Consider the following 16,938-nt stretch of genomic DNA (forward strand, 5'->3'; position numbering starts at 1 on the left):
TTCATAATCTCCTACGCCTCACAAGGCTCAGGCATTTACTTCGCTATGGCTACTATTCGCATTCAGACAACTCAGAATGTTACAATTGAATACGAAGTGGCCAGTATCGGCGACCGAATCATTTCTACTATTCTCGACTACTTAGTGCTATTCGTGTGGGCGGTGGTGGTGATTGGGCTAGGCTCTTGGCTCAGCCGGACTACACTGCCGTGGGTGGCTATTGCGCTGGTAGGCGTTCCTTACGTGTTTTACCACCTTATCTGTGAAGTGTTCTTCAACGGGCAAAGCCTAGGTAAGCGCGCCCGCGACCTAAAAGTAGTACGCCTCGACGGCGGCCGACCTAGCCTTGGCGACTACCTGCTGCGGTGGCTGCTACGCCTAATCGACCTAGGTATTTTCTCCGGGGCAGTGGCAGTCGTTACTATTCTTCTCAACGGCCGGGGCCAACGTTTGGGCGACCTGGCAGCGGGTACTACCGTCGTGCGGTTGCGGCCCGCCGCTGGAAATAAACTAGGTACTAATCTCGGCCCGCCCGACCCCAACTACCAAGTGGTCTTTCCACAAGCCGCCAACTTAGCTGACCACGATGTGGCACTCATTCGGCAGCTGCTTGCGCAAGGGCTAGAGCGCCAAAATTATCTGCTGCTTAATGAAGTAGCTAATAAGGTGAAAGGACTCACCGGCATCTATACTACGCTGTCGGATGAGGCCTTTCTACGTACGCTCCTCCGCGACCACGCCCACCTAGCTAGCGAAGGCTACTACGGCTAAGCACCAGGTGCTATCCAAACAAAAAAGCCGCCCGAGTATGCTCGGGCGGCTTTTTACTTGCTAGCTAGGTAGCTAGGTTAGTTCAAGATCAGGCTACGTTGCACACCGGCCGGCTGACCGTCCAGCGTTAGGCGTACGAAATACAAGCCTTTGGTACGGGCCGCAGGGCTCCACCGAACCGTTTGATTGCCGGCCGATAATACGCCGGAGTGCAGGATATCTACCTGACGACCTAGGGCATCGAACACCGCTATTTCTACCTGGGTAGGTTGAGTCAGCTTGAAGGAAACCGTCGCGTCGCTGCCGGCTGTGGGGTTAGGGTAGAGGCTTAGGCCCGCTGCTAGCGCCCGCGCCGATGTATTGGCAGTTACGCCGCCTTGCCCGGCAATGGCAATGTCGCGGGCGGCAACACCGTTGCCGATAGCACCAACAGCTGTCGCAGCGCCGGTGGCTACGTTCAGGGTGTAGAGCGTCGTGTTGGCGCCAGTACCCGTGTTAGCTACCAAGTAGGCTAGGTTTGTGGAAGTAGCCGCGTTGTAGAAGATGTCCATATCCACGCTGGGGGCAGTGGCATTTACCGTGAGGCCTGTCGTGCCAACTGTGTTGAGCGTACCGGCATTTGGCGGATCTTGACGCGCAATAACGTTCAGGTTTAGATCATAATCATAGAGGACCGTAGCCGTCGCGCCCACCATGCTATTGGTGTAGGCTACTGCCCCGATGTTCGGCGTAGCACCTGCGTTTGCGTCGCCAGTGGCATAGGTTAAGGGAGTATCCGTGCCGGCTAGGGCTCCATCTGCGGGGTTGAGACGGAAGCTATTCCCGTTGCGACCAACCACCCGGATCCGGTCGGCCATGGGGTTGAAGTCGAAGCTTACTTTGCCGGTGCCCAGCGCTAGGGCAAGCGGTGTGGCATTCACGGCCCGCGCTACGCCAGTCACGTCGTTGATGGTGTAAAGCTGGGCCGTTTGAGCCGCGGCATCGTACCCTAGGGCGTAGAGCGACATGTTGGTAGGACGGATGTCAAGTCCCACCAGCGTTTGTGTAGTGCCAATGCCGGTGATGCCGACGGAAGTGCGGATCAGGCCAGGTGCCGATGTATCGAACGTGATAAGGTTGGTACCTGCCAACGCATACGCTAGCTGGCCCGTGAGGGCAGGCAGTGAAGCTGGGCGGCTGATAGCAAAGCTGATGTCGGTAACGGCTGCGGTGGTGGTAGAGCCAATGTTGCCAACCGCGGTGGCCGTTCCCGCTGTAAGGTCAACGGTATAGAGAATAGAGGAAAGAGAAGTAGGGCTTGAGGCAACAGCAGTGGTCATGTAGGCCACGTTGGTTCTCGTCGTTGGGTTGAAGTAGATATCCAGATCCGATGCTTGCAACGGGCCATTGGTCGGCACACCTAGCCCACTCGTACCTACTGTATTAAGCTTGCCATCGTTTGGTGGAATTTGCGTAACGAGCCGACTATTCGCCTCATCTAGGTTGTAAAGCGTTGTGCTCGTGGAGCCGATGTAGCTATTGGTGTAAGCTGATGAGCCGACACCTGGCGTTTGGCTAGCATTAGCGTCACCGGCCGTGTAGGCCAGCGTACCATCCGTTGTGACGGTTGTACTGTTATTGGGGTTGAGACGGAAGTTAGCTCCATTACCGGCCGTTACCCGAATGCGGTCAACCGTAGGGTTGAAGTCGAAGCCGATACGGTTGATGTCCGTACCTAGGTTCATGGTCAGAACAGAGCCTACTGCCGTTGTTGCGCCCGTCGTTGGGTTCAGAATGTATAGCTGCGCCTGCTGCGTCGTGCTGTTGTAACCGAGGGCAAACAGCTCACCCGTGTTAGGCCGCACATCAATGCCTACAATCGCCCCAACCGTAGTACCCGTAATCGGTACGTTTGAGCTAAACACGGCTGGCGTTGCAGCATCGAAGGTCACTACGCTCTGGGTCGGGGAAGGAAGCGGCGTTGCTAGCAAACCATACACCGTTTGGGCCTGCGCTTGCATAGCGCCCACCGAAAGCCCTAGGGTAGCTAGCCCTAGCAATGTGCGGCGGAGGAAAGGCGTACGAGTAGAAGTTGTCATACTTAACTAGGAATAAGAATGAATAAGGTTGGAATACAAAGCCCAACGGTAGGCTAGAGCAGTGCATACGGAGTGTAGTTAATTATAGATTCTTTTTAATATATTTTTAATGTGCTGTAAATGAGATTTTTATGTACTTTGTGAAGGCGCTTATGTGTAATAATGTGCTGCTGAGCTTATTACTAAAAAAGGTGACCTTCTACAGAAAGTCACCTTTGATAAAGAGCGGAAAAGACCACCTAGCTTACCACGGCACGGGCTGTCCTTGCCACGTCAGAAAGCTGCCATTTTCCTCGATGTGTAACTGATCAGCAATGCGGATAATACCGCGGGCTGAGTCGGAGGGAGGAAGCGTAGCGCCACTACCACCCATGCCCGTGCGTACCCAACCCGGATCGACCAGCACGGAGATAATACCATAGTGACCTACCTCGGCCGCCAAAGAGCGCATGTACATGTTCAGCGCCGCTTTGCTGGCGCTGTAGTGATACGGGTCGCCGGAACTCTTCCACGTGAGAGAGCCTAGGCCCGATGACAAGCTCAGGATGCGCGCTTTCACACCGTTCTGAAGCAAGTCGAGGAATTGCTGCGCTACCAAAATAGGTCCGAGCGCATTGGTCTGCATCACGTGCATGGCACCTTGAACGGTGAGCTGCCCGAGGCGCTGATTGGTTGGCTCATCAGCGCTGGCGCCTGGATAGATGCCCGCATTGTTGATGAGAATTTCGAGCCCATCAGTTTTAGCCCGAACGGCCGCGTGAGCAGCGGTAAGAGAAGCGTCGTCCGTTACGTCGAGCGTGATGGGGAACAGATGATCCGGATACTGCGCTTGCAGCTGTTGCAGTTCAGTCGCGGCATCGGGCTGGCGGCTAGCGGCGAAAACTTGGTCGCCGCGCTCAAGGTATTGACGGGTAAGCTCAAGGCCTAGCCCCCGGTTAGCGCCCGTGATGAGAATACGTTTCATGGGTGAGAAATGGTAAATGGTAACAAGGACTCGAATATAGGACCATTAGCCTGTTCTCCACGTCATCATGCGGAATGGAAACCTATGGAAACGCAAAAGACCGGTGAATAATGGATTCACCGGTCTTTCTTCTATCGCTAGCATCACGGGCATCGGACACCCGCGGGTAACTCGTGCTACTCAGCTAGGTTCGTAGCAACATGGTGCACCGTCTTGCGCTTGGTTGTGCGCGGCGCCCGCTCCTCGCCCTGCGCTAGCAACTCATCGTCGCGTTCGGTCTTCTTCACCCAACCTACCGAATACAAGTCCTTCCGACGGTCGCGCAGGTTGCGCACGGCGCCACTGGTATTCAGATCCTTAAGCAAATCAAGGTCGAGGTCGGCAATAAGCGTCATCTCCGTGTTTGGGGTCGCCTCGGCCACGATGGCGTCGTGGGGGAAGGCAAAGTCCGAGGGGCTGAATACGGCGCTCTGCGAGTACTGGATGTCCATGTTTTCTACCCGCGGCAAGTTGCCCACCGAACCGGTAATGGCCACGTAGCACTCGTTCTCGATGGCACGGGCCTGGGCGCAGATTCGCACGCGCTGATACGCATTCTTAGTATCGGTCCAGAAAGGCACAAACAAAATTTTCATGCCCTCGTCGGATAGCATACGAGCTAGCTCCGGAAACTCTGCATCGTAGCAAATCAGGATGCCGATTTTGCCAAAGTCCGTATCGAAGCACTTCAGTTTGTCGCCACCGCGCATGCCCCAGTAACTCGCCTCATCGGGCGTTACGTGCAGCTTGTACTGCTCGTCCACGGTGCCGTCGCGGCGGCACAAGTAGCTTACGTTGTAGAGCTTGCCATCCTCGTAGACTGGCATCGAGCCCGCAATAACGTTGATGTTGTGGCTCACCGCCAACTCCATCATTCGGGTTTTGATGGGTTCGGTGAAAGCTGCCATGCCCCGAATAGCGGCCGACGCCGACTCCTCATTGGTGAGGGCCATCATAGGAGCATTAAAGAACTCCGGGAACAGCACGCAGTCGGCCTTGTAGCCGCTTACGGTGTCCACGAAAAACTCAATCTGCTGATAAAAGTCCTCCAAACTGTTGGTAGCGCGCATTTGCCACTGCACAATACCAATGCGCACGTTCGACTTCTGGTTACCAATCAGCTTGTCAAAATCCTCATCGTAGTACACGTTAATCCACTCTAGCAGCGTGGCGTAAGCCTTTGACTCGGAATCGTAGGGCAAGTAGCCGCGGATGATCTTGCGAACGTAGAACTCGTTGGAAAGCTGGAAGGTCAGGATGGGGTCGACCAGTTCCTTGTTGCGTACCATCTCCACGTACTTCGCTGGCGTCATCTCGTTGGCGTAAGCCGCGTAGCCCGGAATGCGGCCGCCCGCTACCATTGCCCGCAGGTTGAGGTTTTCGCACAGCTCCTTACGGGCATCGTACAAGCGACGACCTAGGCGCAGCGAGCGATACTCGGGGTCCACGAACACATCTACGCCGTAGAGCGTGTCCCCATCGGGGTTGTGGGTGTTGAACTTGCCGTTGCCGGTGATTTTGGCGTAGGTGTGCTTGTCGCCGAAGTCGCTGTACTGCACGATGATAGCTAGTGCCGCGGCCACTATCACGCCATTGTCCTCAATACAAATCTGACCTTCGGGAAATTTGCGCAACAAGGCAGCATACTCGTCAGCGGCCCAAGCGCCCTCCATATTGGAGTATACCTTGTCCATGATGGCCTTCACGGCCTTAAAGTCACCTTTGGTGAGGGTCCGGAGTACCAGTTTGTGGGCTGGGACGGCCGTAGGAGTGAGTAGCTCGCCCGTATTGGGCATGCCTGGCAATGTCTGCTTTTTGGCGTGGCTGCCGCCTGTTTTACTGCTGGAATTAGTTGCCATATAGGAAAGGAGAATTTTCGAAACAAAATCAAAGATACCTGCCTAGTGTTGAGCAGCTAGGTTCATCTTACGGCTAGGCAACAACTTTAGTGGCAAAAAGGCTCACTGCGCTGTTGTGGTAATAAAAACAGCCGACTCCATAGGAGTCGGCTGGCAAACGTTCTTAGTGCATTGCTGAGCAATTACTCGCGCACCACACGCCGCACGGCTACTCCTGCTGCTGTCTGCACGCGTAGTAGCGCCACGCCGCTAAAGCTCCCGAAAGCAGCGGCTGGTACCACCGTTTCTTTTGTCGCCGATGCTAGTGTTTGGCGGAACAGCAGACGGCCAGCTAGGTCAGTAGCCGTAAGCGTAGCCGGGCCAGCTTCGGGGAGTAGCAAGCGTAAGTCGGCGGTGGCAGGCAAGGGGTTAGGATAGGCAGCCACAGTTTTTTCCGCCAAGGCGTTGTTCGCAGCGAGTACACCACCCGTGCGGCGGTAAATGTCACGGTACACGACGCTGGTCACAACCTCGTTGCCAGCCACGAGTTGCGTAGTTACTTGCAACAGTGGAATGCCCTGGTTTTTCCCTAGCCATTTGTACTCCCGGCTCACGGGGCGCGTCACTATTACGCCGGGAGCACCAGATACCGACACACTATCGCGCGTGTAGAGGGTACTTACTACCCGCAACGTCGCAAAAGTGCCGAAAGGTGTGATAAGAGTTCCCCAAGCATCTGCTCGGTTTACGCGCTTCTGTTGGTCGCGCAGGTACGCTGTGCCGGGTAAGTCGATGGCAAACTCTGACTCACTGGAGTCAGTTTTCTCGTAGGTAACCGGGAAACGGTACACCACGTCCTGCGACTGCTGGTTGCGGTACGTAACGGGGGCATCGATGGTGGTTGTTCCCGTGGGCACCGGCACGCCAAAGCCGACCTGCCGATAGTCGTTGGCTGATTCATTGAAAAACCCATACACGTTGCCCACCGGCAGACCTAGGTCTTGTAGCGTCGTTAGGTCGTAGCGGTTCGCGATGGTAGCACGATTCGAGCCGCTCAGCAGGCTGCCGAAAGTTAATTGCAGCAGAGTCGGGGTGCTGGCCACGCTCTGATAGTTGGCCATGCGCTGGGTAAGTGGCCGCAGGCTGGCATAGTTCCAGGTTTGGTTGGCGCCCCGTGTGTTCAGCGACGGCCCTGAAAGCTGGACAGTCTGACTCACGCGCAACGTGTCGCCAACATTAGGCATGTCGTCGCGGGTGATACTAATGGGCGTTTGGGCTTGCGCCGCAAGCGACGAAGCCGTTAGAAAAGCCGAAAAAAGGAAAGAGTAGGAGTGGCGCATGCAGTCAGGATTAGGAGTAGATAGAGGGGCGCAAGGAGCAGACCTCACCCCAGCAGTAAGCCGCTGAACGTAGGTGAGCTTCGCAAGTTGCAGAGGAAAAGGGAGGTAATTAGTAGCGGGTTAAGCTCCTAAATATAACAGCCCTCGTTAATATAATCCTACCTATTTTAAGTGGTATTCTCCCAACCGCAGGTACTGTAGCGCTTATAAGCGAACAACTAATGCACCGCCGCAACTAGCTCCATTAGCCTTGTATCTCAGGAATATCGCCCGGCGGTACCACCAACCGACCTGCCGTCGCCGCAACGATTTGCTCGACAGACACGCCTGGAGCCCGCTCTCGTAGCACGAAGCCATCGGGTGTGATATCCAGCACTGCTAGGTCGGTCACTACCTTTTTCACGCAGTGCAGCCCCGTAATAGGCAACGTGCAGGCCGACAAGAGCTTAGAAGAACCATCGCGAGCGGTGTGCTGCATGGCCACAATAATGTTGCGCGCCGAGGCGACCAGGTCCATCGCGCCGCCCATGCCTTTCACCATTTTGCCCGGAATTTTCCAGTTGGCAATGTCGCCCTGATCTGAAACTTCCATGGCACCTAGGATGGTCAGGTCAATGTGCTCGCCGCGAATCATCGCAAAGCTATCGGCCGAGCTGAAGAGGCTGGAGCCCGGAAGCGTAGTTACGGTTTGTTTGCCGGCGTTGATGAGGTCGGGGTCCACTTCGGCTTCGGTAGGAAACGGGCCCATGCCGAGTAGCCCATTTTCCGACTGGAGTTCGACGCTGATACCCGGCGGGATGTAGTTGGCCACCAGCGTCGGAATACCGATACCTAGGTTTACGTAGTAGCCGTCTTTCACTTCTTGCGCAATGCGCTTGGCAATGCCGTGTTTATCAAGCATGGCGAATGGGGTTTGGTCATCCTGCGCAACGCAGATACGCTTATCGCGTCAAGATAATAGCTTAGGAGTGTCTGACCGTGCGCTGCTCAATGCGCTTTTCGTAGTTTTTGCCTTCGAAGATGCGCTGCACGAAAACACCTGGCGTATGGATCTGGTTGGGATCCAGCTCGCCGGCGGGCACCAGCTCTTCCACTTCGGCCACCGTGATTTTGCCTGCCGTCGCCATCATGGGGTTGAAGTTGCGGGCGGTGCCTTTGTAGATGAGGTTGCCCGCCGTGTCGCCTTTCCACGCTTTTACAAAGGCAAAGTCGGCGTGCAATGCGGTTTCCAGCAGGTACATTTTGCCATTAAACTCCCGGCTTTCCTTGCCTTCGCCTACTTCGGTGCCGTAGCCGGCGGGCGTGTAGAACGCCGGGATGCCGGCGCCGCCAGCCCGGCAGCGCTCCGCCAACGTGCCCTGCGGAATCAGTTCTACTTCTAGCTCGCCGGAGAGCAGCTGCCGCTCAAACTCCGCGTTTTCGCCGACATAGCTCGAAATCATCTTCTTTACCTGCCGTTGTTGCAACAGCAGCCCAATGCCGAAGTCGTCGACGCCGGCATTGTTGGAAATGCAGGTAAGACGCTTCACGCCAAGGCGTAGGAGCTCCTGAATGCTATTCTCGGGAATACCACAGAGGCCGAAGCCTCCTAACATCAGCGTCATGCCGTCGCGGATGCCTTGCAGTGCCGCCTGGGCGTCGGCTACTACTTTGTTAATCATAGCTGTGCGGGTGGGTGGAGACAGCAAGATAACAGTTGTTAGTTATCAGTTGCTAGCACCCACCCGCACAGCTATAGTTGTCAATTGCTCAGCTAGGCATTAATTACTGCCACCCGTGCTGCCGCCGCCTTTCGAGTCGTCGTTGCGAATGGAGCGACGCTGGCGCATGCTGTTGTTATCGAGCTTGCCAAAACGATAGTTGAACGACAAGTTGAACGACCGTTGGTACTGATAGCTAATGCTGGAGCTGACAAACTGGTCGGTAGTAGTAGACGACCGAAACCGACGGCCAGGTTGCAGAAAGTTGTTCGCGTTCAGCGTCAGATCGGCCTTCTCCTTCAGCAGCGTCCGCTTCAGCCCCATCGAGTAGTACATATAGCCAGAGTAGCGCGACTGTAGCATGACGCCGCCCGTGCCGCCCCCGCCGAACGCTTGGATCGTGTAGAGCTTCCCTAGCTTCAAGGACGAATTTAGGCTCATGTTCAGGTTGAAGCGGCTGTTCGTACGGTTTAGGGCGGCGCTGTACAGGCGCATGTAGCTGGGGTTCAGGTTGCTGCTGATGTTCCAGGCCGGTATGGGCTTCAGGGAGCCATATAAGCTAAGGCCGTAGGAAGAGTTGGTGGCTAGGTTGCCATAGGTAGATTCCGTGCGTGCCAGGGCCTCGTTATAGATATTATAGCGCTCAATGGAGTTGCCGGTTCGCCGCACATAGACCGAGGCGTTGAGCGAAGCCTTGTCGTTGAAGGTACTGTAGCTCAGTTCGTACGAGTTGGTAAACTCAGGCGACAAATTCGGGTTGCCGTAGTAAACGTTGTTGGGGGTCGTCTGATTTACGTAGGGGTTCAGATAGTAAATATTTGGCCGCTGGATGCGGCGCGAGAAGCTCATACGCAAGGTATGGCCCGGCTTCTTTAGGTTGCGCGTCACGTTCAGGTTCGGCAGCAGGTTGAGGTATTGGTTGGTAAACCGGCTCTCGTTTCCTAAAAAGTCGCCTTCAATGGATGTGCCTTCCAGACGAGCACCTAGGGTAAACGCATACTTTTTGCCCATAGAGAAACTATAGGTGCTATAGGCTGAAGCTACGTTTTGTTGGTAGTTGAATGCATTGGAGCGGCGTGGACTACGCACAAAATCAGGCTGCTTGGCCAGCAATAACGTATCGAGGCTATAATCGCTGCTTACCTGGCGCAGAATAACTTTTGCCCCCGCTTCCAAGGTGTTTTTCTCCGAGGTTGGATGCGTGTAGTCGGTTTGGAGCGTCGTTTCTAGGTTGCGAGCTAAGTTGGTGCTGCGTTCCCGGTATTCTAATGGGCCATTCTCGATAGCTGCGTCGTGGTACTGATCTAGGGAATAACGGCCAGTATTCGTGCTACGGGTGTGCTGGGCCAACATACTCCACTCGCGGCGAGGATGCGCTTCGCCATACGTGCGGGTGTAGCCAGCATTGAAATCATAGTTGTGCCCTTCGTAGCGTTGCTCAATATCGCGCGAATACAACGTGTCGCGTTGAGCAAACGGACTGCCGCCTGGGGGAATAGGCGGCGCGATGTACTGGTTGAACAGATTCTGCGGCGAGCGGCTCAAATAAAGGTTCCCGTTGCCGCTGAGCGTGAAGCTGTGCAAAGGCGAAGGTTCATAAACCAACTCCACTTGCCCGTAGCCGCCCCGGCCCGTGCTGCGGCTTTCGGTACGTTGCTCTAGTTGTCCCTCGCCGGTTGGGGTAAAGTCGGTGCGGTTTAGGCTGGAGCGGTAGGGGTAGCTATTACGATAAACACTGAGCCTAGAATTGACCCCTAGCTTGCCGCGCCGCACATTCAAAGAGCCGTTGGTGCTCTGGTTGCGGTTGCCTCCGCTGGCTCCCACGCTGCCATTCACGCCCTGCAAGCTGCTCTTTTTCAGCACAATGTTGATGACCCCACCCGAGCCTTCGGCGTCATATTTAGCCGAGGGCGAGGTGACCACCTCAATGGCCTTGATCTGGTCAGCTGGAATCTGCTTGAGGGCGTCGGCTAGGTTGCCCGCCAGCATAGCCGAGGGCTTGTTGTTGATGAGAATGCGCAGGTTGGAAGTGCCACGCAACTGCACATTGCCGTCGACGTCCACATTCAGCATCGGGGTTTTACGGAGCACGTCGGTGGCCGTGCCGCCAGCATTGGTGGCGTCTTGCTCCGCATTGTAGACGAGGCGGTCGGGCTTGGTTTCCACCAAGGGGCGCTGCCCCGTGACGGTTACCTCTCCTAGCTTCTGCGTCGAGGCAGTGAGCGTAAGCGTACCTAGGTCGGCAGCTTGGTCCGTGATAGTCACCGGCTCAATGCGCGGCGTGTACCCCACAAAAGTTACTTGCAGCCGGAAAGCGCCTTTGGGCAGCTGCTTCAGCTCGAAGTGACCCTTGTCGTCGCAGGTGGTGCTTGCCAGGGGTGTCGTGCCAGTCAGAGGGAGCAGCGTCACGGTGGCGTATTCGATGGGCTTTTGGGAAGCCCCGTCGCGTACGTTCCCTCGCAGCACACCCGGCCCCTTAGAGCTGGCAGAAGCGGTTAAAGAGGTGGTGGTTTGGGCCCGGACACCGGGCGCTAGCGTAGCTAGCAGCAGGCACAATGTAGCAGTCTGCTTCATGAGAATAACAGGAACTAGAGATAAGTAACGAGTAATTAATTGCGTGTGTAACGCACTCAGTACTAGAAGTTATATAACGGGTCAAATATAAAGATGTACTTGAGTACTACACTAAAGAAACCCGCGACTGCTCGGATTAAAGTTTGAGCTAGGTTATGGTGCCGGCTTGGGTGGCGAATAATCGAACGGCAACATTTCGCCTATCTTCTCAAATCCCCAATAGCCTTCGTTCAGAATAGCCAACGGGTTAACCAGTTGACCATTCTGCTGAATCTCTACCCGGCTTTGGAGCAGATAAACTAAAGACGTTTCTAATTGCCTTGCAGTACTAGCGCCAGATGCCTCTTGGGCGCTTTTTGCTTTGATAGCTAGGTAAGCAGGATCGGGTTGTTCGCGCTGGTAGGTCACCTGGATAAGGTCGTGGAACCGTAGCCATACCCGTCCGGAGTCAGGCTGCACTTTGCGCAAGCTGTCCGTTAGCACAGGACGGGTATAGAGCAAGGAGAACATAGGGGGTACTTTCCGCCAATGCTCCAGCGAGTCGTCGGAAAAAGGAAGGGTCGTGGAGTGTTGGCGCATGGCGGCGTCATATACTCGAAGCAGACTATCGGCGCGCGGCCATTTAGGATTACGAACGTGCCGTACCTTTTGCACTAGGTAGCCTTCTTCCGTCACTCGGTCGTCGTGCACGCTTCGCAAAAAGTGCGTGACAGAACCTAGATAAGCCTGTCGCCGATTTGCTTCCCAATACTTTCGCCTACGAGCGCTGCGGGTTGCTAGCTCTTCAAAAACCGGGTGGCCATAAAAGGAGACAATCTGATATTGATGATCGAGCCGAAACCGCAAACCATAGTAGCGGATACGATACCCCAAGGCTTGGTTTTCGACCTCGACGTACGTTGTTCCACTTGCCGTGAGAACTTTGGTAGCAGCATCATAGTCCACCAACACCGCTTCTGGGTTGCGGATGCGGCATTGACGTGAGAAGCTCGTGCTACCCAGAAACATCCTGACGAATTGCCAATAATCCCCGGGTCGGTTGGGGCGAGGCCGCACGACTACTTCGCCGAGCTGATGGGAGGCTTTGGTCAGAAAAGCATCCATCACCAGCGCCGAACTAGTGACAACGACTGGCCGCTGGTAGAGCTTATAGCCTAGGTAAGAGATAATAAAATCGTAGTGGCCCGCTGGTACGTCGGGTAGCAGAAAGCGGCCATTAGCATCGGTGCTAGCACCGCGGGTTGTGTTAGCCAGGAACACACTGGCGTAAGCCAACGACTCGTGTGTAAGCGAATCACGAACTTGCCCGCTGATACTGCCTTGCGCCAACGCATTGCCGCAGATGGATAGCCATCCGAGCAGCGCCAGCGCTAGTCGCAAAACCTGAATCTGCATGCGTACTTAGGAAAGTAGGCTTGTTGTTAGCTAGCGTTTGTTGATACGGATGCTCGAGCGTTTACCCGATCCGTTGATACCAACTAGCATGTATATACCTGGCGGGACATTCTGCAAAGAGAGTTGGGCGTCGCCGCTACCGGTTCGAGGCCAAGCATGTACCAGTTTGCCCTGCAGATTATAAAGCTCCAAGGCATCACCCAAAGCAACCATGCTGCTAACATTCAGTAAATCAGTGTCTGATACAGGGTTCGGCCATGCTTGCATGATGGTTGTAGTTGCCACTTTCAGCTGCCCAAAGCTGCCGCTCGACAAGAAAATATCCTCGTCGCCCTGTCCCTGCCGATAACCGGCTACCACGTAGGTATCGGTGCCGGGCACGGCATACAGTCCCGCTAAGCCGCCCGATAGCCCGGAAGCTAGCATTTTGGCGCTGGTAACTTGGCCCGCCGGGAGCCCATCCAGCAAGTTGCCATTGGCATCGGTCTGCACTAAGTGTAAGCGTATCACATGGCTGCTGACGGTGCTATATCCATAAAACAGAAAACCGCCGTTGGGCGTTGGAACGGCACCTTGCGGGTGGACCCACTGCTGGCTGTACGACAATACTTTAGTCCATTGCGGCGTAGGGCTGCCGATCGTGATTCGGTTGACCTGGTCACCCATCACCAAATAGTCATTACCACCTAGGGAAAGCACGCTTTGGACCCTTTCCTGGTAACCGTACTTTGGCAGCTCCGACTCCGCGCCACGTTCCCCTTGATCAGAGAAAAAGATAAGCTTGGTCGGAAATTCCCCCACGCCGCCACCTAGGCGCTGGATAGAAACTGCCGCCAAAAAACCACCCGGTACGGCTAGCAAATTGTGAACAAGCCCACCTCTGTCAGCTGAAATGACTAAAGGTTCCTCCCGTTGTTTGCGGCCGTTTGCATCTAGGTAAAAGAGGATGCTCTGACCGCCGGAAACACTATAATCTACCGCCGCTGCCACAAAACCACCGTCAGGGCGCCTGGTTAATCCTCCCAGACTACGTTTGCTCGACCCTAGGTTGATCTGCCAGGTATCCGCAACGTTTCCTAACTGGTCAACTTTGGTGACGTAATAATTACCTCGCTGTGTTAATCCGCCATCGGAGCAAGCAATCAGCGCATTACCATCAGCGTCCTGAAAGGTGTACAAAGGAGCGAAGCTTGGAAGCCCGGCAGGTAAAATATGCTTATTCCATAGCTGGCGGCCACGGGCATCAGTGCGGATCAGGTACAACTTTTGGCCTTTCTGCCGATCTGTGCCAATCAGCAAGTAACCACCGTCCGCTTGTGGCAGCAGGCTGGTGCAGGTTTCATCGGTCTTCCCCCCATATAGCTGCTGCCATTCTACTTGCCCAAACGCCGTGTGAAGGGTCAGACTGAAAGCTATGCTAAGCAGCCCGGTTGCTATTTTGTGTAGATATGGATGCATAAAATAAGATAGGTTAAACTGTACCGTAATTAAGAGAGACAAATATGACAGAAGGTTGCTACAAGCAAATAAATAAATTGGGGTAACAAAAAAACAGCTAAGCCGCAAGGACTTAGCTGAGAAAGAGGTAATACTATTTTGAAGGCAGGCTTAACCGCTGATCAAATGGCGGCGGGCATCCTCAGCGTCTTTGGCTAGTTGCGCTTTCAGCGCATCGAGGCCGCTAAACTTTTGCTCGTCGCGCAGTCGTGCGATGAATTGCACAGTCAGCGGTTGGTCGTATAGGTCACCGTCGAAATCGAGTAGGTGGGCTTCTACGGTTTCGGCTAGGTCGCCGCTGACGGTAGGGCGCACCCCAATGTTCAGCATGGCTTGGTACGTATCACCGTCCGCAGTTGTGGCCATCACCGCGTATACGCCGCGGCTAGGTATCAACTTCAGCGGTTCCTCGCTCACAATGTTTGCCGTTGGGTAGCCAATGGTGCGGCCAAGCTGTTGGCCGCGCACGACCAAGCCCGTCAGCGTATACGGATACCCTAGGTAGCGGCTGGCGGTTTGCACATCGCCACTCTCCAAAGCACGGCGGATGCGGGAGCTACTTACACCCACCTCATCCACATCAGCGCGCGGAATCTCTTCCACTTCCATCCCGTAGCGGTCAGCATGCTGGCTTAGGTACTCGAAGCTACCCTCCCGATTCTTGCCGAAGCGGTGGTCGTAGCCAATGACGAGCTTACGCGTACCAACCGTACTAACGAGCAGCTGCTGAATGTATTCTTCTGAGGAAAGCTGCGCAAACTCCTTCGTAAACGGCACTACTAGCAAATAATCGACTTCTGCTTTCTCTAGAAGTGCAATGCGCTCCTCTAGCGAAGACAGCAGGTGCAAATCGAGGGGCTGGGGGTGGGAGAGGGGTGGCGCCAACACCAAGCGCGGATGCGGCCAGTACGAAATAACCACGGAGGGCGCGTCGTCTTGCCGAGCTACTTCCAACAGACGGCGCAAAATTTTCTGGTGCCCTATGTGCACGCCATCAAAGGTGCCGCTCGTAACAACGGCATTGCCGAGGTGCGGAAACTGCGCCAGATCCTGAACGACTTGCATGAAGGAGAGAGTTAAAAGGTGAAGTAGCTGATGCTGACTTAGAGAGCCGCATCTCCCGAAGTCTCACCTAGCTGTTCCGACGGGTTCGACGGAGCTGCCAAAGAGTCAGGAGGAGCTACATATGCCTGAATACGGCGACGGGGTGGTCGTTGGTTCGGGTTTGTTGCGCGGTCGGGTATTTCCGGTCTAGGTTCGCGCGGCGGTGCTAGGGCCTGAATGGCCTCAATAGTCAGTGCGTCCGCCAGTCGATACTCCCCAATGCGAGTGCGCACAAGCTTAGTGAGGTGCGCCCCACAACCGAGTGCTACCCCTAGGTCGCGGGCTAGACTACGGATGTAAGTTCCCTTGGAGCACACCACCCGGAAGTCTATCTCCGGCAGCGCGATGCGCGTCAGCTCAAAGACCTTGATGTCAATCTGCTTCGACTTGATTTCGGCGGAGTCGCCGCGCCGGGCTAGCTCATAAGCACGCTCTCCATTCACCTTCACGGCCGAAAAAAGGGGAGGTGTCTGGTTGATGAGTCCCACGAAAGACTGCACTGCGGCTTGAATTTCGGCTTCGGTGAGATGCTCGTAAGATGCTTCGGCATCCACGGGCGTCTCTAGGTCGAAGCTAGGGGTTGTCTGCCCCAGGCGAAACGTGCCGGTGTATTCCTTTTCCTGCGCCTGAATCTGGTCGATCTGCTTCGTCTTCTTGCCCGTGCACAGGATAAGTAACCCCGTCGCCAGTGGATCGAGCGTGCCCGCGTGCCCTATTTTACGGATCCGCAACGTGTTCTTTACCTTGCGCACGACGTCGAAAGAAGTCCAAGTGAGCGGCTTATCCAGCAGCAGTACCTCACCGGCTTCGAAATTGAAAGAAGATTGGCTCATACTAGGTTCAAGTTGATACCTAGGGCAATCATGATCAGCAGAATGCCGCCCACAATGATGCGGTAGATACCGAAAACACGGAAGCCGTATTTGGTTACAAAGCCCACGAATACGCGAATAGCAATCAGGGCTACCACGAAGGCAATGGTGTTGCCGAATAATAGCTGCTTAATCTGCTCTGACGACAGGGCCGGATTCTCCTGGTAGTAGTCCAGCATGTCCTTGGCCGCCGCGGCTGTCATTGTTGGCATCGCCAGGAAAAAGGCGAACTCAGCCGCCGCCCGACGCGTCAGCTTCTGCGTGAGGCCCCCAATAATGGTAGCCGCCGACCGGCTAACGCCGGGCACCACCGCCAAACACTGGAACAGACCAATCGTAAAGGCTTGCTTGTAGCTAGGCGTCGTGACGGGGTGGCCGCCTGCTGTCGGCTCCTCCTGCGGAAACCACTTGTCAACAAACATGAGCACAATACCGCCCACTAGCAGCATGAAGGCTACAACGGTTACCGATTCTAGTAGCGCGTCGATGTGCTTTTTCAGCAATAAGCCTACTACCACAATCGGTAGGAAAGCAACGAACAGTTTCAGGTAGAAATCGATGCTCTGAAAAAAGCGCCGCCAGTACACGGCAAATACCGACAGAATAGCCCCGAGCTGAATCACAACTAAATACAGCTTGGTAAAGGCCGTGGCCGGAATGCCTAGCAGGGCTAGGGTAATAACCATGTGCCCAGTACTGGAAACGGGCAAAAACTCAGTAAGACCTTCTACAATGGCAATTAGAAAGGCGTGCCAATAACTCATTA

13 protein-coding genes are annotated in these 16,938 nt (G+C 55.1%); 1 reads left to right on the forward strand and 12 read right to left on the reverse strand.

Annotated elements, in window-relative coordinates; translation table 11 throughout:
* Nucleotides 1–45 precede the first annotated feature (45 nt).
* Nucleotides 46–771, forward strand: a complete 726-nt coding sequence (locus SD425_RS06165) for an RDD family protein (RefSeq protein ID WP_324676512.1) — start codon at nucleotides 46–48, stop codon at nucleotides 769–771.
* A 77-nt stretch (nucleotides 772–848) separates the two neighbouring features.
* Here the strand turns inward: SD425_RS06165 and SD425_RS06170 are convergent, their stop codons facing one another.
* The 12 genes from SD425_RS06170 to SD425_RS06225 form a co-directional block, all read right to left on the reverse strand.
* Nucleotides 849–2,849 (reverse strand): DUF4394 domain-containing protein, encoded by a 2,001-nt coding sequence (locus SD425_RS06170; RefSeq protein ID WP_324676514.1) that lies wholly within the window; start codon nucleotides 2,847–2,849, stop codon nucleotides 849–851.
* 244 nt (nucleotides 2,850–3,093) lie between these two features.
* Nucleotides 3,094–3,813 carry an SDR family oxidoreductase gene (locus tag SD425_RS06175; RefSeq protein WP_324676515.1) on the reverse strand — a complete coding sequence of 240 codons (720 nt, stop codon included), beginning with the start codon at nucleotides 3,811–3,813 and terminating at the stop codon, nucleotides 3,094–3,096.
* Nucleotides 3,814–3,989: 176 nt separating this feature from the next.
* Nucleotides 3,990–5,648, reverse strand: coding sequence for a bifunctional GNAT family N-acetyltransferase/carbon-nitrogen hydrolase family protein (locus tag SD425_RS06180; RefSeq protein ID WP_324679497.1), 1,659 nt, complete (start codon nucleotides 5,646–5,648; stop codon nucleotides 3,990–3,992).
* A 245-nt stretch (nucleotides 5,649–5,893) separates the two neighbouring features.
* Complete coding sequence (locus SD425_RS06185) at nucleotides 5,894–7,030, reverse strand: T9SS type A sorting domain-containing protein (RefSeq protein ID WP_324676517.1); 1,137 nt, start codon at nucleotides 7,028–7,030, stop codon at nucleotides 5,894–5,896.
* A gap of 244 nt (nucleotides 7,031–7,274) precedes the next feature.
* Nucleotides 7,275–7,931, reverse strand: coding sequence for a 3-oxoacid CoA-transferase subunit B (locus SD425_RS06190; RefSeq protein WP_324676519.1), 657 nt, complete (start codon nucleotides 7,929–7,931; stop codon nucleotides 7,275–7,277).
* 61 nt (nucleotides 7,932–7,992) lie between these two features.
* Nucleotides 7,993–8,691: a CoA transferase subunit A gene (locus SD425_RS06195; RefSeq protein ID WP_324676521.1), complete on the reverse strand. Its 699-nt coding sequence runs from the start codon at nucleotides 8,689–8,691 to the stop codon at nucleotides 7,993–7,995.
* A 99-nt stretch (nucleotides 8,692–8,790) separates the two neighbouring features.
* Nucleotides 8,791–11,304 (reverse strand): TonB-dependent receptor domain-containing protein, encoded by a 2,514-nt coding sequence (locus tag SD425_RS06200; RefSeq protein WP_324676522.1) that lies wholly within the window; start codon nucleotides 11,302–11,304, stop codon nucleotides 8,791–8,793.
* A 153-nt stretch (nucleotides 11,305–11,457) separates the two neighbouring features.
* On the reverse strand, nucleotides 11,458–12,699 hold the full coding sequence (locus SD425_RS06205; RefSeq protein WP_324676524.1) for a carboxypeptidase-like regulatory domain-containing protein: 1,242 nt from the start codon (nucleotides 12,697–12,699) through the stop codon (nucleotides 11,458–11,460).
* Nucleotides 12,700–12,729: 30 nt separating this feature from the next.
* A complete protein-coding gene (locus SD425_RS06210; RefSeq protein ID WP_324676526.1) occupies nucleotides 12,730–14,157 on the reverse strand; it encodes a T9SS type A sorting domain-containing protein in 1,428 nt (475 codons plus the stop codon).
* Between the two features lie 150 nt (nucleotides 14,158–14,307).
* Nucleotides 14,308–15,261, reverse strand: coding sequence for a bifunctional riboflavin kinase/FAD synthetase (locus SD425_RS06215; RefSeq protein WP_324676528.1), 954 nt, complete (start codon nucleotides 15,259–15,261; stop codon nucleotides 14,308–14,310).
* 38 nt (nucleotides 15,262–15,299) lie between these two features.
* The gene (gene truB, locus SD425_RS06220; RefSeq protein WP_324676529.1) at nucleotides 15,300–16,133 is read right to left on the reverse strand and encodes a tRNA pseudouridine(55) synthase TruB; all 834 of its coding nucleotides are present in this window, start codon (nucleotides 16,131–16,133) and stop codon (nucleotides 15,300–15,302) included.
* Nucleotides 16,130–16,936: an undecaprenyl-diphosphate phosphatase gene (locus SD425_RS06225; protein WP_324676530.1), complete on the reverse strand. Its 807-nt coding sequence runs from the start codon at nucleotides 16,934–16,936 to the stop codon at nucleotides 16,130–16,132. The genes truB and SD425_RS06225 overlap by 4 nt, the downstream gene beginning before the upstream one ends.
* Nucleotides 16,937–16,938 lie beyond the last annotated feature (2 nt).

Source organism: Hymenobacter sp. GOD-10R (assembly GCF_035609205.1).
Lineage (GTDB): Bacteria > Bacteroidota > Bacteroidia > Cytophagales > Hymenobacteraceae > Hymenobacter.

Coding starts and splice junctions, on each gene's coding strand:
- SD425_RS06165 (WP_324676512.1), top strand. CDS start 46: ATGGCTACTATTCGCATTCAGACAACTCAGAATGTTACAATTGAATAC.
- SD425_RS06170 (WP_324676514.1), bottom strand. CDS start 2,849: ATGACAACTTCTACTCGTACGCCTTTCCTCCGCCGCACATTGCTAGGG.
- SD425_RS06175 (WP_324676515.1), bottom strand. CDS start 3,813: ATGAAACGTATTCTCATCACGGGCGCTAACCGGGGGCTAGGCCTTGAG.
- SD425_RS06180 (WP_324679497.1), bottom strand. CDS start 5,648: ATGCCCAATACGGGCGAGCTACTCACTCCTACGGCCGTCCCAGCCCAC.
- SD425_RS06185 (WP_324676517.1), bottom strand. CDS start 7,030: ATGCGCCACTCCTACTCTTTCCTTTTTTCGGCTTTTCTAACGGCTTCG.
- SD425_RS06190 (WP_324676519.1), bottom strand. CDS start 7,931: ATGCTTGATAAACACGGCATTGCCAAGCGCATTGCGCAAGAAGTGAAA.
- SD425_RS06195 (WP_324676521.1), bottom strand. CDS start 8,691: ATGATTAACAAAGTAGTAGCCGACGCCCAGGCGGCACTGCAAGGCATC.
- SD425_RS06200 (WP_324676522.1), bottom strand. CDS start 11,304: ATGAAGCAGACTGCTACATTGTGCCTGCTGCTAGCTACGCTAGCGCCC.
- SD425_RS06205 (WP_324676524.1), bottom strand. CDS start 12,699: ATGCAGATTCAGGTTTTGCGACTAGCGCTGGCGCTGCTCGGATGGCTA.
- SD425_RS06210 (WP_324676526.1), bottom strand. CDS start 14,157: ATGCATCCATATCTACACAAAATAGCAACCGGGCTGCTTAGCATAGCT.
- SD425_RS06215 (WP_324676528.1), bottom strand. CDS start 15,261: ATGCAAGTCGTTCAGGATCTGGCGCAGTTTCCGCACCTCGGCAATGCC.
- truB (WP_324676529.1), bottom strand. CDS start 16,133: ATGAGCCAATCTTCTTTCAATTTCGAAGCCGGTGAGGTACTGCTGCTG.
- SD425_RS06225 (WP_324676530.1), bottom strand. CDS start 16,936: ATGAGTTATTGGCACGCCTTTCTAATTGCCATTGTAGAAGGTCTTACT.